The following is a 13,468-nucleotide window of genomic DNA, read 5'->3' on the forward strand; positions in this document are numbered from 1 at the left end:
CTCCCTATGAATCAAACACGTGAAGCAGTTTTTTTGTATAAGGTTGTCTTTTTTCAGAAAACAGCTCTTCTTTTTCAAAATGATCTGCAATCCGGCCGTCTTTCATCACCATGATACGGTGACTCAGAAAATGAACAGCGGCAAGATCATGAGAAATAAATAAGTATGACATCCCCAAGTTATCCTGCAAATCTTTTAAGAGATTCAAAATGTTTGCCTGACTAATCACATCAAGGCTTGCCGTTGGTTCATCAAATATGATGACAGCGGGTTTGGTACTAATAGCCCGCGCGATCAGTACACGTTGCTGCTGTCCGCCGCTTAGTTCATGTGGATAGCGATCAAGAAGGTGAGATGAGAGGCCAACCATAACCAAAAGGCGTTCAGCCATACGGATTCGATTTTGCCCATCATCTTGCCCTGCTTTTTTAGAAAAATCTAAAGGTTCCATTAAAGAATCAATGATCTTTAATTTTGGATTTAATGCTGCAGCGGGATTTTGAAAAACAGCTTGAAGCTTCCGCCAGTGCAACCGAGCTTCTTGATTGTTTAGCCTGTTGATCTGTTGATGATGAAGCTGAATCTCGCCCTGGTCAATTGTTTCGAGCAATAAAAGGCAACGGGCCAGTGTGCTTTTGCCACTACCGCTCTCTCCAGACACCCCAAGACACTCGCCTTTTCGAATAGAAAAAGAGACATTATCAACTGCTTTATGACCGCAAGCATAATGTTTTGTAAGGTTGTTGACCATCAGGATGGTCTCTTTTTGTTGATTCATGAAACCACTCCTGTTTCAGCGGGATTTTTAAGCGATGGAATGGCTGAAAATAACCGTTTTGTAACATCATGTTTCGGATGCTTGATTAAGCTTTTGGCTGATCCGCTTTCCACAATTTCTCCATTCAGCATGACTGAGGCCCGATCAGCATATCTCTTAACAAGGCGTAAATCATGTGTGATGAAAAAGACAGCACAGTTTGTTTTGGCACGTAACGATTCCAGCTGTTTTAAAACATTGGCAGCGGTTATGCTGTCCAAAGCTGTCGTCGGCTCATCAGCAATAATGAGTTTTGGCTTGAGCACCAATGCTTGAGCGATAGCGGCTCTTTGTAATTGTCCGCCGCTCAATTGAAAAGGATAGCTTTCATACACCCGTGTTTCCGGTAGGTCTATTTCTTTAAAAGAGCTAAGAATTTTATCTTTTCGCTCTTTGTAAGACCAATCCGTGTGGGTTTTCACCATCTCATCAATTTGTTTACCAATCCGTATGAAAGGAGTAAATGTCCCTTGATAGTCTTGGAAAATGCAGGCGATTTCTTTACCGCGAATCATTTGGATTTCTTTGCGGGTGAGTTGTAACAGATTTTGCTCTCCAAATACAACATTTCCAGAAGAAACAGTGATATGACTAGGGAGCAGTCTGACGATGGCAGAAGCAGTCAGGCTTTTACCACTCCCGCTTTCACCGAGGCAGGCAAACCATTCTCCTTTATCAATTGAGAAGGAGACATTTTTAACAATGTCTTTTTGCTGATGTCTGATTGATAAGTGTTGAACAGACAAAATCGGCATTATGAAACTCCTTTCTTGTTTTTGACGTCAAATCGGTCTCTTAAAAGATCGCCATATAAGTTTGAAATGAAGACAATAAGCATAATCGCAAGGCCAGGAACGATCATTAGGAGGGGAGCATTTAAGAAATAAGTTCTCCCTTCATTTAGCATCGCTCCCCATTCTGGGTGAGGGGGCTGGGCACCTAATCCGATATAAGAAAGAGCTGCAATCATTAACACCGTTTTCCCAATATCAAGTGTCATAAGGACTGAGACATGTCCAAGTACATGAGGAGTAAGATGTTTTTTTAAAATTGATAGTGGTTTGAGCCCTGCCAACTTGGCTAAAGCAATGTAATCTCGTTGTTTTTCAGAAAATACGGTACTTCTGACAAGCCTTGCATAGCTAACCCATTTGACAGTGACGACTGCCAAAATTAAATTCATCAGACCAGGGCCAAGCAACCCGCTTAAAACAATAGCGACAATATAGTCAGGAAAAGCCATAACGGCATCAATCAATCTCATGGTGATTCGATCTAGCTTCCCGCCAAAAAATCCGGAGATCAATCCGATAGGGACACCTAGACAGATAGAGATGAAAATTGCAATAAAGGCTGTACCGACTGTTGCTCTCGCTCCAGTCAGTAGACGCGAAAAGATATCTCTCCCCAAATGATCGGTACCAAGCAAGTGCTGAAAGCTTACCGGCTGCAATCGATTTGTCATATCTGTATGAAGCGGATCAAATGGAACAAATAGTGGGCCTGCTAATAGCGCTAGAAAAAGTATCAACAAAAAAACGATTAGCAGAGGTTTGCTCAACACTTGATTAACCGATTTTTTCATTTTCGTTCAGCCTCCTTTAAACGAATCTCAGGGTTGAGGAATTGATAAGATAGATCGATCAATAAATTAATGATAACGACGGTGACCCCCATCAAAAGAATATAACCTTGAATAATTGGGTAATCTCGCTGAATAATCGCATCAACAACAAGTTTACCGATACCAGGATAGGCAAAAAGGACTTCAATAATGACTGTTCCTCCAAGTAAACTCCCTAAACTGACACCGAATATTGTAATAACAGGAATAAGGCTGTGTCGAAACGCATGAAACCAAAAGATTTTAAATTCACTAATCCCGCGGGCTCTAGCTGATCTAATGAAATCTTGACCCAAACTCTCAATTAGGCTTGACCGCACAAAGCGGACGTAGACGCCAGACATGGCAATGCCCAGTGTCAGAGAGGGAAGAATCAAATGCCAAACTGTACCTGATCCCATTGAAGGCAACCAATTCAATCTGACAGAAAAGAGATCAATGAAAATCAACCCGAGCCAAAAACTAGGGATCGAAGCGCCGATTAACGCGAATATTCGGCCGATATGATCGACCCAATGACCCTGATATAGGGCGGAAAGCGTCCCGATTGGCACAGAGATCAAGAGCATGACAATAAGTGATGTCATACTTAACAGCAATGTCTCCGGGAATGTGCGACTAAGCTCAGCAATGACAGGCTTATGGGTAGTATAGGAATGACCGAAATCAAACTGGAAAAATCGCTTTAGCCAGTCCAAGTATTGGAGATGAACAGGTTTGTTGAATCCAATTTCTTCTTTGAATTCCTCGATTTGATCATTTGTTACAGCGATATCATCAACACGAAGCATTTGCTTGACTGGATCACCGGGGGCCGCCTTCATAAAAATAAAGCTGATAAAAGAGAGTAAAAATAAGAACAAGATCAGCTCAAACAGTCGCTTCGTCATGTGCTTCATTCTGTTTTCACGTCCAAATCTTTAGTCAACATATAATACTCGCTTTTGCTCGTTTCCCAGTTTAAAACATGATCTCTATATGCCGTGATATTTTGCGGAGTAACAATAAAAGAGTTTAATGTCTCTTTTTGAATAAAATCAGCCGCTTTTTTGGCAAGGTGATTTCGCTTATCTTTATCAACGGTTTGGTTAAATTCCTCAATCCACTTGATCAATGGTTGCTGGTGTACCCCGCTGTAGTTTAGAGCACCACCTGGCATATAAGCCGTGTTCAGAAAATAGCCGGCATCACCTCTAGGTGCAGTCATTGCACTATATGTGGCCAAATCCCAATCCTTGTTTTCAGACAAATATTCGTCAATATTCTCCACTTGTTGAATCTTGATAGATATCCCAAGTTGTTTTGCGTTTGCCTCAAAGACTTGGGCAATTAAAGGCAGTTCCGGACGTGACTGATAGGTAAGAAGAGTCAAAGATAAAGCTTTGCCGTTTTTAACAGCTTTGCCATCTTTAAATTGATAGCCTGCTTTCTTTAGTTCATCTTTTGCCGCTTCTAATCCACTCGGTTTCTGTATGTGTTTGGAAGAAAACGGGAACTGTTTAAGGAATGGTCCTATAGCCGGCTGAGCCTGCCCGGCCATCATATTTTCTGCAATTTCTTTCCGATTTAGTAAAGCATCAAGTGCTTGGCGAAGATGAATTTCGGATAAATTGCTTTTCTTCATGTTGTAGAGCAGTTGATGAACACGCAGACTTGGAACTGAGTCGACAACAATTGCCGGGTCTTTCTTAATATGTTCAATGTTTTCAACATTCGGTCTGTAAATGATGTCTGCGTCTTTTGATTGTAAAGCCAACACACGTGCGTTTGCATCTTCATTGAACGAGAAGGTCGCATGCTTCAGCTTCGGTTTCCCATTCCAATAATCTTCATAGCGTTCAAGCTCAATTTTATGACCTGGTTCAAATGAAGTGACTTGAAAAGGTCCTGTTCCAATTGGTTTTTGTGAGAAATTCATTTCACTGACATCGATGATGGCTGTGTTTGGATGGACCAGTTCAGAAGGGAATTCTGGAAAAGGTTCTGTTGTCTTAATTGTCAACCTTTGTCCTTTGGCTTTTATTTCTTTTACCTTTAATGCATTTTTTATGGCTTTACTGTCGTGAATTGCTCTTTCTAAAGATGCTTTAACGGCTTTAGCATCTACTTTATTGCCGTTTTGAAAGGTCAAATCATCTCTGATTGAAAACACCCATGTTTGTCCGTCTGTACTTTTCCAATCCTTTGCAAGCCAAGGCTCGATGGTCAGGTTAGAAGTAATTCTTACAAGTGTTTCACCAATACCTGCACGAACAGACGTGTAATTAACATCTAAATGGGGATCAAGAGTCTGGCTTGGGATATTGAAAAGAAAGTTAAGTTTTTTATCATTTTCACGCACTGATCCATTGTTAAAAGAAGAACAGGCAGAAAGGAACAAAAGAAAAACAATGAGGATGGTGAATCGTTTTGCTATGTATAACATGATCAAAAAACCTCCAAAAAGTAATGATTACGATTTACTTTCACTATCTTATGAAATATTTCCTGGTTTGTAAACAGAAATTTTTAAAAGTGTGATTTGGAAAGTTCTTTTTCATGAGCGCTCTCGGCTTTTCCAATAAATTAGGTCTTTAAAAAAGAAAACCCGAATAATCTGAAACTAAGAGTAAAGACACGATTAAGCACAAAAAGAAATATGCTGTTAATAAGATGTGTTCAAACAGCAAGTGAAAGGAGTTATAAGTGATGCTGATTACCGTAAAAATACGCCACACTGCTGAAACCGAAGGCACCGATATAGGAGACTTCACTCCGGCTGAAATTGAAAATATTGTTCAGACCATCAGAAAATATGGAGCCTGGCTTTCACCTGATGCCGAAACAGATGATTATAAATTTTCCTTTCAAGATGCTAAGTATAATCTTGAGCAAAGGGTTTTTGAAATTATAGTGGAATAATGGAGGATATGGACACTGAATGAACGAACAAACAAGCGTTTATTTAGAGTCCTTTTTATGATTGTGATAAAGACAGGCTCTTTAAAAAAACCTTAAAGAGGGCTTGTCCTCTTTAAGGTTTGAAAACCTAGTACCTGTTGCCGGTAAGGCTGTCTTTAATCAATGTGTTGACATGATTGTTATATAAAAGGCCGATATGACCAATCCCCCATAATTTGATGTTCTTAGCACCATTCAAGTGAGATAAAAAGTTGGAAACAATTAAATCGCCAGTACTGTAAATGGAAGTGTACAAGATCTTTTGATTTGGTACTGTGCTTGTGACTAAACGATTGGCGCCTCCAAGTGTTACAACATTTCCTACTTTATCTCTGCCATCTAAATATTTAATATAATAAAGAGTGTTGGCTCCGCCCGCACTGTGAGCGACAATATCTACCTTTTTTGCTCCTGTTTTTCTCAATACACTTTTAACGTATAACGATAATGCAGGTCCATTCGTGAAACTATTTCCCGTCTTATCTAAAAAGTCAATCGCATAAAACTGATTGCTTGACCATCCTTGCGACTGCAAATACGCTTTAATACTTGCAAAATTATAGCTGGCACCGCCTATCCCATGTACCATGACAACGGGGTTATGCTCAGCAGCTTTAGCTTTTGATGGTTGAAAGGAAAATGCGGATACGATAGACATCAAGCAAATGAGTAAAATGGCTAAATACTTTTGACGGTTCATGACTCTCCTCCTAAAAATAATCACGCGATCATTCTATAAAAAAAACATGTGAAAGCGAAGTGTAAAATGATCTACTTTTTTGCTCGAAAACCAGTATGGAAAGCGAGGCGCTTTTTTGGTTGTTTAATCAGATTATCCCTTACCAGTAACGGTTAGGGGAGTTTTTGACAAAGTAATGAACAAATTTGACCTGTATATAAACAACTGGGTATTTTATTCTATTTTCGTAAGGTTCTCGAACATCATTTGAGAACCTTACGAAATAATCATCTAAAAAGTATATGCGCTGATAGATTTAAAGACCAGTCCTTGAAGAGGGCTTGTTAACCTTAATGAAGACCATCTTTAATCAAGGTGTTCACTTTGCTATTAAACAGAAGGCCGACATGACTGACTCCAGAGATTTTGATGTTGTTGGCACCATTCAAGTGAGACAGGTTATTGAATACAATAAAATCACCTGTGCTGTAAATCGAAGTGTACGAGATTTTTTGATTTGGATCAGTACCTGATGGAGCTGTGTTTGTGACCAAACCATTGGCGCCTCCAAGAGTCACGACATTCTCGATCTTATTGCCGCCATCTAAATTTTTAATATAATAAAGAGTGTTCGCACCACCCATACTGTGGGCAACAATATCTACTTTATTTGCACCTGTTTCTTTCAATACATTTTTTACGAATTGTGATAGTTTAGGGCCGTTATTGATATTGTTTCCGGTCTTGTCAAAGAAATCGATCGCATAAAGCTGATGATTCGGCCACCCTTGGGATTGTAAATATGATTTTATATTCATAAAATTATAGCTGGCACCGCCAATACCATGGACCATGACAACGGGGTTATGCTCAGCAGCCTCAGCTTTTGTAGGCTGAAAGGAAAACACTGATGTAATTGACATCAGGCAAATCAATAAAACTCCTAAAAATTTCTTCATAACTTTCCTCCTAATCATAAAAATTAACTTACGCGATTATTCTATAGAAGGGATATATAAAAACGAAGTGTAAATTTATCTATTTTTCTGCCCAAAAAAATAGAATGATCAATGATCTCTTTTTATCCTTTTAGCTTGAAAATTCCTTATATAATAAGGGAATGATTAGTTTTTTTGAAAACGCCAACAAAACCAAATTAGTTATAAAGTGCTAGTTCTTTTATACTGTTTTCGTATTGGTATATTAAAATAATAAGCTGTTTTCACTTTCATTCAGGTGGTGGAAAACAGGAACAATGCATGACCGGTATATCATGTGATACAATGTCCAAAAAACAAATGAAGGATGATATGATGCAACTTACGATCACAGAACAAGCAAAACAGGTCATTCGCCAAACAACAGAAACCTATCCCGATAAACAAATCCAGTTGCGTTATGATACCGAAGGTTGCGGGTGCGCTGTCAGCGGTGTTCCAACCATTTGGCTGATGGAGGAATTGTTTGGAGAATGTGAACTGCTGGAGACAAACGGGATCCCCGTTTATATTCAGTCATCACAAAAAGTTTTCTTTGATGAAATGATGACAATCGATTATGATAAGAAGGTTGGGGCTTTAATGTTGAAAAGTCCGGCACAGATACTTTCTTCGCGAATGAGTATTTTAGTAAAATAGGGTGGCGTTCTTTTTGAAACAAATGATGAAATCTTTACAACAAACGGCTCAAAACAAAACATGGGTATCGTTTTTACATCAAAATCATCCGTACAGTCTCCTTCATTGGTCAATTGGGGGAACGGAATCACTCCAAAAGGATGTATGGCTTCTTCAGGATGAAATGACTTTTGAAACAAAGGAATTTAATACGATCGAGGCAGCGATTGTTTTTATTAGTGAAAACATGAATGATATTACAGATATTTTGTAAGAAAAAAGCGAACGATGTTTAAGCTCGTTCGCTTTCTTTATACTGTTCTTTGATGTCCCTGAGAAAGTCCCGCACAGTTTGTTTATAAGTCTCACGGTTTTCTGTATAGCTCATGGCATGCGCACCTTTTTCAGCGATATACAGTTTTTTCAGCCCGCTTTTTTTCTCATAAAGTTGTTCACTGGATTTGACCGGGATATAGTCGTCAAATTGACTGTGAATGAAAAGAACCGGCTTATGGATTTGTTCCGTGACAGATAAAGGTGAGACATCATGAATAGAGTAACCATCCCGCCACTTCAAAAAAGTATTTGCAAGCGGCAAAAGAAATGTTTTTGGAAGGTGAAAATCCTCTTTTAGACGGTGAATGAGCTGATCCTCAAATGTAGCAAACGGACAGTCAGCAATATAAAAATCTGCGCCATCACTTGGCATTCCTGCGTAAAGAAGGGTTGTCACCGCGCCCATAGATTCACCGTGAATCCCGATCAGAGCTTGCTCTCCAGTCTTTTTCCTCAACCATTTCACAACGGTTTCTAAATCGTTTTTCTCGTAGTAGCCATAACTCGTTGTTTTTCCACCGCTTGTTCCATGTCTTCTATGATCATATATGACTGCATTCCAACCAAGTTCTAAAAACAGATTCATATATTTGACTGAATTTAGTAAATTCATTGTGACCCCATGACAAATAATGACCGTGTTTTTCGTTTGGTGTGGATGGACATAATACCCCTTAATGTCATAGCCGTAAGGAGATTGAAGGGTAATGTCCTCTTTCGGTAAAGCATCAAATGCTGCCTGATCATAATGTCCGGCTGCCGTTTCCCGTTCAATAATAAATTGATTTGACCTCGTTTTTATGTACATCATTTGATTCGTAAAATAAATTCCTCCTAAAAAGAGAAGGAGTAAAAATGCTCCAAGTACAGCAAGCCCAATAAACATCTCTGATTTTTCTCCCTTTCTGTAAAAGCTTCTATCATTATTTTAGCATATAAACGATGAAAAAGATCAGAAGAGTAATGGTTTGCCTGAATTCAGTTTTTCTTGATAAACTATCATCAATTAAAGAACGGAGGGAATCTTAATGAAGAAGAAAAAACAGTCTGAGGAGAAACAGCAGCTAAAAAATGTACTCGCAGATGATTTAAAAGATAAGCTGAAGCAAATGAAAAGCGAATTGAAAGCGGAAGACGATCAACGAAAAAAACGTGAAAAAGAGCGCCTCGTCAAGCAAAGAAAAGAACAAGAAAAAAACAAAAGCTTTGAAGAACTGCTCAATGAAAGCAGACTCGATTGGAAGCAATATAAATGAGAAAGCACCGCCTCCAAGAAGACGGTGCTTTCTTTTTTAGCTACGGTGAACGGTATACACGTTACGTTTTGTATAAAACCGCAATGCTTTCATTTCTTGATCTGTCAATTGGCGTCCGCCGACAGCCATCGTGTTTTCCCGAAGCTGTGTGAGATTGCTTGCTCCTGGAATCACCGCACCAACTCCGGGTTGGGCAAGAATATATTTCAAGGCCATTTCAGTCATGGTTAAATCAAGCGCTGTTTTTTTAATGTCTGTTTTCACTTTGAGGAGTTCTTCATTGGAATAAGCTAAATAACCGCTTTTGGACACAGGTTTCTCTGTGAGAAGACCTTTTGCTAGCGGTCCCCTTGCGATCAGACTGACTTTGTGTTCTGCCAGAAATGAGAGCCATTCCTCAGGACGTCTATCCAATAAACTGTATTGCATCATCACCGTGATGATACTCGATTTTTTGACAAATTCTTTTATAACATTTGGGCGAATCGAGGAAATACCGTAATAGCGAATGATACCTTCCTGTTTTAATTCTTCAAATGCTTCAATTGTTTCATCGATGTTGTCTGCAATTGTTCCACCGTGAAGCTGATAAAGGTCAATATAATCGGTTTGTAGACGTCTTAAGCTTTGTTTGACCGCTTCTTTTATGTATGTTTTTGAAGGATCCCAATACCAGCCCGGTTTGCCTTCCTCCCAGCGATTTCCCACTTTTGTCGCCAGGATAATGTCTTTTCGTCTTGTTTTGATGGCTTCACCAACCATTTCTTCGTTGCGTCCAAAATCGTATAAATCGGCAGTATCCAAATAATTAATGCCTAACTCTAATGCTTCATCTAAAATAGCTAAGGCCTGCTGTTTGTCTGTGCCGAGAGACATACAGCCAAGACCAACTTCACTAACTTCCAAATCAGAATGACCAAGCATTCGTTTTTTCATCGCCTCACTCCTCGTTTCTCATTTATATTGAACTTAATACAAAGGAACGAGGTTTTCAACTAATTGACACTGCTAGCAAACAGCAGACTTTCATGTTGTATGATAAAATGGATGGGTTGAGTAGAGCAACAGAACTTAGGAGATGATGAAATTGAAACATTTAGAGGAGCAAACCATCCAAAAAGAAAAACTTTTTTCAGGAAAAGTGATCGATCTTTATATTGAAGATGTCAAACTGCCAAACGGCAAAACGAGCAAACGGGAAATTGTGAAGCATCCTGGGGCTGTAGCAGTGTTGGCTTTAACAGATGAAAACAACATCATCTTAGTTAAGCAGTATAGAAAGCCGCTAGAACGGACGATTGTTGAAATTCCGGCGGGTAAGCTTGAAAAAGGAGAGAAACCAGAATATACAGCACTTCGAGAACTTGAAGAAGAAACGGGCTACACGGCTCAAGATCTAAAGAAAATCACGGCTTTCTACACATCTCCAGGGTTTGCTGATGAATTGATACATCTATATTTAGCTCAAGGATTAACCCCGCTTGAAGAAAAACGAGACCTTGATGAAGATGAATTTGTTGAAGTGATGGAGGTGCCGCTTCAGGAAGCGCAGAAGCTGGTAGAAAGCCAAGAAATCTATGATGCAAAGACGGCTTATGCCATTTTATATTTGCAGATGCAAAAAGCCCTTGAAGCGAAGTCATGAAAAACATATTCGCAGATATGCATATCCATATCGGGCGAACCGAATCAGGCAAACCTGTCAAAATCACTGCAGCTCAATCATTAACACTCGCTGAGGTTTTAATTGAAGCAAGCGAACATAAAGGAATGGGGTTAATTGGAATTATCGATTGCCATTCGCCAGAGGTGCTAGCTGAAATTGAAAAAGGGGTTTCCTTAGGACGTTATCGGGAGCTTGAGGACGGTGGAATTCAATACAAAGACACCGTCCTGTTATGCGGAGCAGAAATCGAAATCTATGATGACAAGTGCCGTGGTCCTATACACGTACTGGCGTTTATGCCGACGATCGCCAAAATGAAACAATTTTCTACCTGGCTCTCAAAACGAGTGACAAACATCCATCTCAGCTCACAACGTATCTATGAGACAGGTATCAACCTTCAGCAGGAAGTGAAAAAGCTTGGCGGTTTATTCATTCCCGCTCATATTTTTACACCACATAAAAGTTTGTACGGAAAAGGCGTTAAGTCATCGTTGACAGAGGTTTTTGATGAGCGGTTGATCGATGCAGTCGAACTTGGTCTCTCAAGTGACACCTCGATGGCATCACATATCTCTGAACTGAATCAGTATCCTTTTCTGACCAATTCGGATGCCCACTCTTTAGGGAAAATCGGCAGAGAATATAATAAACTACAGCTCAAACATGCAAGTTTTTATGAATTCTCGCTTGCCTTAACAAACAGCCAAGGAAGACGGATTACAGTAAATTACGGAATGAATCCACAATTAGGCAAATATTATCAAACCGCATGTGAAAAATGCGGACACCTTAAAGAGCATGATGAAACGGAATGCAAGACATGCGGCAGTAAAAAATTCACCAAAGGAGTCAGCATCCGACTGAAAGAACTCAGCGATCAAGATGTAAGTCCAATCAAACGCCCTCCATACGTCCATCAAGTACCTCTTCAGATGATTCCCGGTATTGGTCCGAAGACGATTGAGAAATTGAAACAAGCCTTCGGAACCGAAATGAATATTCTTCATCATGTGAAGGAAGAGGAACTCCTTCAGTTGCTTCGTCCGCAAACCGCGCAGCTCGTGATCAAAGCGAGAAATGGCAAGATGCAGTTAAAAGCTGGAGGCGGCGGGACGTATGGGAAGGTTCAGTTATAATAAAAGTTGCATGATATCCCTATTCTTTTCGCATAGAGTGGGGATAGACGCATCATGAATTTTTTTATTTTCACAAAACTTAAAATTCTCGTTTGTTGTGAATCGCTAACCAAAATTAAACCCCATTTGGTAGAATGTAAGTTATCCTTCTCAATAAGATGATCCACTCTTCCCATTATTGTTTAATCACATACACTGTTTTTAGGGGGTTGTTAGTAAAAACTGAAAACCATTAAAGGGGGCGGATTTTCGAATGTCACTCATTTGAAAATCTACTTAAATGATGTACAAACGCTCTAAAATGTTAAAATACATGCTACAACCGCTTAACTTTAGTTTCGATATTTACTATTGTATTATGCAATTGAATTGTCAAAGTAGACTTCCCGCTCATGATATTTTACAACTAAAAGATATAGATTTTTCATTTATGAAAATTTACGATTTGGTTAGTGAAGGTATCATGTCATATCATGCTGGTGAGATTTCCAAGGGGAAACATTTGCTTACATTGGCCGAGAAAAATCTTCATCAACTGTTAGATATGCATCAAGAGAGAATATTAAAGAACTTTATTGAGGGTATGAAGAATAAAGATCAAGTAGTGAGTGAAGGGCTTTGATCAAATAGTGTTTTTTCAAGAAGCCAGCCCCTTATGATCACCGTAGGGCAGATCATAAGGGGGATTTCCTAAAAAAGTTTGGAATACATGCAAGTATCCCTGTATTCACTTTGATCATTGGCAAGATCATGCTGTTGTAAAACAGCTTCAAGCTGAAAGCCAAGCCGTTCAGCAAGTTTTCTGCTTTTTTGATTTTTGCCGTCACATAAGATTTCCAGTCTTTTAGCAGAAAGTTTGTCCTTGGCAAAATCGATCAGACCAAGTAGCGCTTCTGTCATATATCCGTATCCTGTAAATGCTGAGCTGCACCAATAGCCGATTTCAAACCGCCTCACTTCCCAGTCCATGCGATGAAGTCCGGTACTGCCGATAAATGCTCCAGTCTCTTTATGAAATATATGCATTCTTAAGTCTGTTCTTAAAATAAAGTCAGCTTGCGCTTTCCTAATATTTAGTTCAGTTTCATCCCGGTCAGGTAATTCTCTTGCAAATGGCATCCACGGTTTTAGTTCAGGCATAGAGAGTTGAATGGCGTGGTGAACGGCTCTACCGTCACCAGCGGCAGGCGCCCTGATCAATAGACGTTCGGTTTGAAAACGATTAGGAAAATCGAGTAAAATCGGATTCATCGGTTTACCCTCCACATTTATTTTTGTCTATCATCCTACATAAAAACAATTTAGTAAACTTCTAGCAGATGATCGAATTGAAAAAAAGTCATGTCATTCTCTTTTCTCTCATACACTCTATTAAATCAAAAGTTCGTTTGGGAG

General features: G+C 39.4%; 17 protein-coding genes. 7 read left to right on the forward strand and 10 right to left on the reverse strand.

Annotated elements, in window-relative coordinates; all coding sequences use genetic code 11:
- Positions 1 to 4: 4 nt before the first annotated feature.
- Genes PDT38_RS01085 through nikA form a run of 5 tightly spaced genes read right to left on the reverse strand, consistent with a single transcriptional unit; the run spans position 5 to position 4,866 of the window.
- Positions 5 to 778: an ABC transporter ATP-binding protein gene (locus tag PDT38_RS01085; protein WP_270798371.1), complete on the reverse strand. Its 774-nt coding sequence runs from the start codon at positions 776 to 778 to the stop codon at positions 5 to 7.
- Entirely contained in the window at positions 775 to 1,572 is a 798-nt protein-coding gene (locus PDT38_RS01090; RefSeq protein ID WP_270798372.1) for an ABC transporter ATP-binding protein, read from the reverse strand. The genes PDT38_RS01085 and PDT38_RS01090 overlap by 4 nt, the downstream gene beginning before the upstream one ends.
- On the reverse strand, positions 1,572 to 2,402 hold the full coding sequence (gene nikC / locus PDT38_RS01095; RefSeq protein WP_270798374.1) for a nickel transporter permease: 831 nt from the start codon (positions 2,400 to 2,402) through the stop codon (positions 1,572 to 1,574). Before nikC ends, PDT38_RS01090 begins: the two co-directional genes overlap by 1 nt.
- Positions 2,399 to 3,340 (reverse strand): nickel ABC transporter permease, encoded by a 942-nt coding sequence (gene nikB / locus PDT38_RS01100; protein WP_270798376.1) that lies wholly within the window; start codon positions 3,338 to 3,340, stop codon positions 2,399 to 2,401. The genes nikC and nikB overlap by 4 nt, the downstream gene beginning before the upstream one ends.
- The gene (nikA, locus tag PDT38_RS01105; RefSeq protein WP_270798378.1) at positions 3,337 to 4,866 is read right to left on the reverse strand and encodes a nickel ABC transporter substrate-binding protein; all 1,530 of its coding nucleotides are present in this window, start codon (positions 4,864 to 4,866) and stop codon (positions 3,337 to 3,339) included. The genes nikB and nikA overlap by 4 nt, the downstream gene beginning before the upstream one ends.
- A 263-nt stretch (positions 4,867 to 5,129) precedes the next feature.
- Here nikA and PDT38_RS01110 point away from each other — a divergent pair, with 263 nt between their 5' ends.
- Positions 5,130 to 5,342, forward strand: a complete 213-nt coding sequence (locus PDT38_RS01110; RefSeq protein ID WP_172295975.1) for a hypothetical protein — start codon at positions 5,130 to 5,132, stop codon at positions 5,340 to 5,342.
- A 127-nt stretch (positions 5,343 to 5,469) separates the two neighbouring features.
- On the opposite strand, the gene PDT38_RS01115 is transcribed toward PDT38_RS01110, so the two are convergent.
- Both PDT38_RS01115 and PDT38_RS01120 read right to left on the reverse strand, forming a co-directional pair.
- Complete coding sequence (locus PDT38_RS01115) at positions 5,470 to 6,081, reverse strand: esterase/lipase family protein (protein ID WP_270798380.1); 612 nt, start codon at positions 6,079 to 6,081, stop codon at positions 5,470 to 5,472.
- 329 nt (positions 6,082 to 6,410) lie between these two features.
- Positions 6,411 to 7,037 (reverse strand): esterase/lipase family protein, encoded by a 627-nt coding sequence (locus tag PDT38_RS01120; RefSeq protein ID WP_449374904.1) that lies wholly within the window; start codon positions 7,035 to 7,037, stop codon positions 6,411 to 6,413.
- 336 nt (positions 7,038 to 7,373) lie between these two features.
- On the opposite strand from PDT38_RS01120, the gene PDT38_RS01125 reads away from it, so the two are divergent.
- Both PDT38_RS01125 and PDT38_RS01130 read left to right on the forward strand, forming a co-directional pair.
- Entirely contained in the window at positions 7,374 to 7,697 is a 324-nt protein-coding gene (locus PDT38_RS01125) for an iron-sulfur cluster biosynthesis family protein (RefSeq protein ID WP_270798383.1), read from the forward strand.
- Between the two features lie 22 nt (positions 7,698 to 7,719).
- On the forward strand, positions 7,720 to 7,950 hold the full coding sequence (locus PDT38_RS01130; protein WP_394356230.1) for a DUF2552 family protein: 231 nt from the start codon (positions 7,720 to 7,722) through the stop codon (positions 7,948 to 7,950).
- An 18-nt stretch (positions 7,951 to 7,968) separates the two neighbouring features.
- Here PDT38_RS01130 and PDT38_RS01135 read toward each other — a convergent pair whose 3' ends face one another.
- Positions 7,969 to 8,898 carry an alpha/beta hydrolase gene (locus tag PDT38_RS01135; RefSeq protein ID WP_270798385.1) on the reverse strand — a complete coding sequence of 310 codons (930 nt, stop codon included), beginning with the start codon at positions 8,896 to 8,898 and terminating at the stop codon, positions 7,969 to 7,971.
- A 142-nt stretch (positions 8,899 to 9,040) separates the two neighbouring features.
- On the opposite strand from PDT38_RS01135, the gene PDT38_RS01140 reads away from it, so the two are divergent.
- Positions 9,041 to 9,268 carry a YqkE family protein gene (locus tag PDT38_RS01140; protein WP_270798387.1) on the forward strand — a complete coding sequence of 76 codons (228 nt, stop codon included), beginning with the start codon at positions 9,041 to 9,043 and terminating at the stop codon, positions 9,266 to 9,268.
- 36 nt (positions 9,269 to 9,304) lie between these two features.
- Here PDT38_RS01140 and PDT38_RS01145 read toward each other — a convergent pair whose 3' ends face one another.
- On the reverse strand, positions 9,305 to 10,204 hold the full coding sequence (locus PDT38_RS01145) for an aldo/keto reductase (RefSeq protein WP_270798389.1): 900 nt from the start codon (positions 10,202 to 10,204) through the stop codon (positions 9,305 to 9,307).
- A gap of 151 nt (positions 10,205 to 10,355) precedes the next feature.
- Between PDT38_RS01145 and PDT38_RS01150 the strand changes: the two genes are divergently transcribed.
- The 3 genes from PDT38_RS01150 to PDT38_RS01160 all read left to right on the forward strand — a co-directional run bounded on the left by PDT38_RS01150 (position 10,356) and on the right by PDT38_RS01160 (position 12,695).
- Positions 10,356 to 10,913: an NUDIX domain-containing protein gene (locus PDT38_RS01150; protein ID WP_270798391.1), complete on the forward strand. Its 558-nt coding sequence runs from the start codon at positions 10,356 to 10,358 to the stop codon at positions 10,911 to 10,913.
- A complete protein-coding gene (locus PDT38_RS01155; protein WP_270798394.1) occupies positions 10,910 to 12,073 on the forward strand; it encodes a TIGR00375 family protein in 1,164 nt (387 codons plus the stop codon). The genes PDT38_RS01150 and PDT38_RS01155 overlap by 4 nt, the downstream gene beginning before the upstream one ends.
- A 280-nt stretch (positions 12,074 to 12,353) precedes the next feature.
- Complete coding sequence (locus PDT38_RS01160) at positions 12,354 to 12,695, forward strand: hypothetical protein (protein ID WP_270798397.1); 342 nt, start codon at positions 12,354 to 12,356, stop codon at positions 12,693 to 12,695.
- Between the two features lie 68 nt (positions 12,696 to 12,763).
- Here PDT38_RS01160 and PDT38_RS01165 read toward each other — a convergent pair whose 3' ends face one another.
- The gene (locus tag PDT38_RS01165; protein WP_270798399.1) at positions 12,764 to 13,324 is read right to left on the reverse strand and encodes a GNAT family N-acetyltransferase; all 561 of its coding nucleotides are present in this window, start codon (positions 13,322 to 13,324) and stop codon (positions 12,764 to 12,766) included.
- Positions 13,325 to 13,468 lie beyond the last annotated feature (144 nt).

Origin of the sequence: Bacillus changyiensis (genome assembly GCF_027706145.1) — a bacterium.
Classification (GTDB): domain Bacteria; phylum Bacillota; class Bacilli; order Bacillales; family Bacillaceae; genus Bacillus; species Bacillus changyiensis.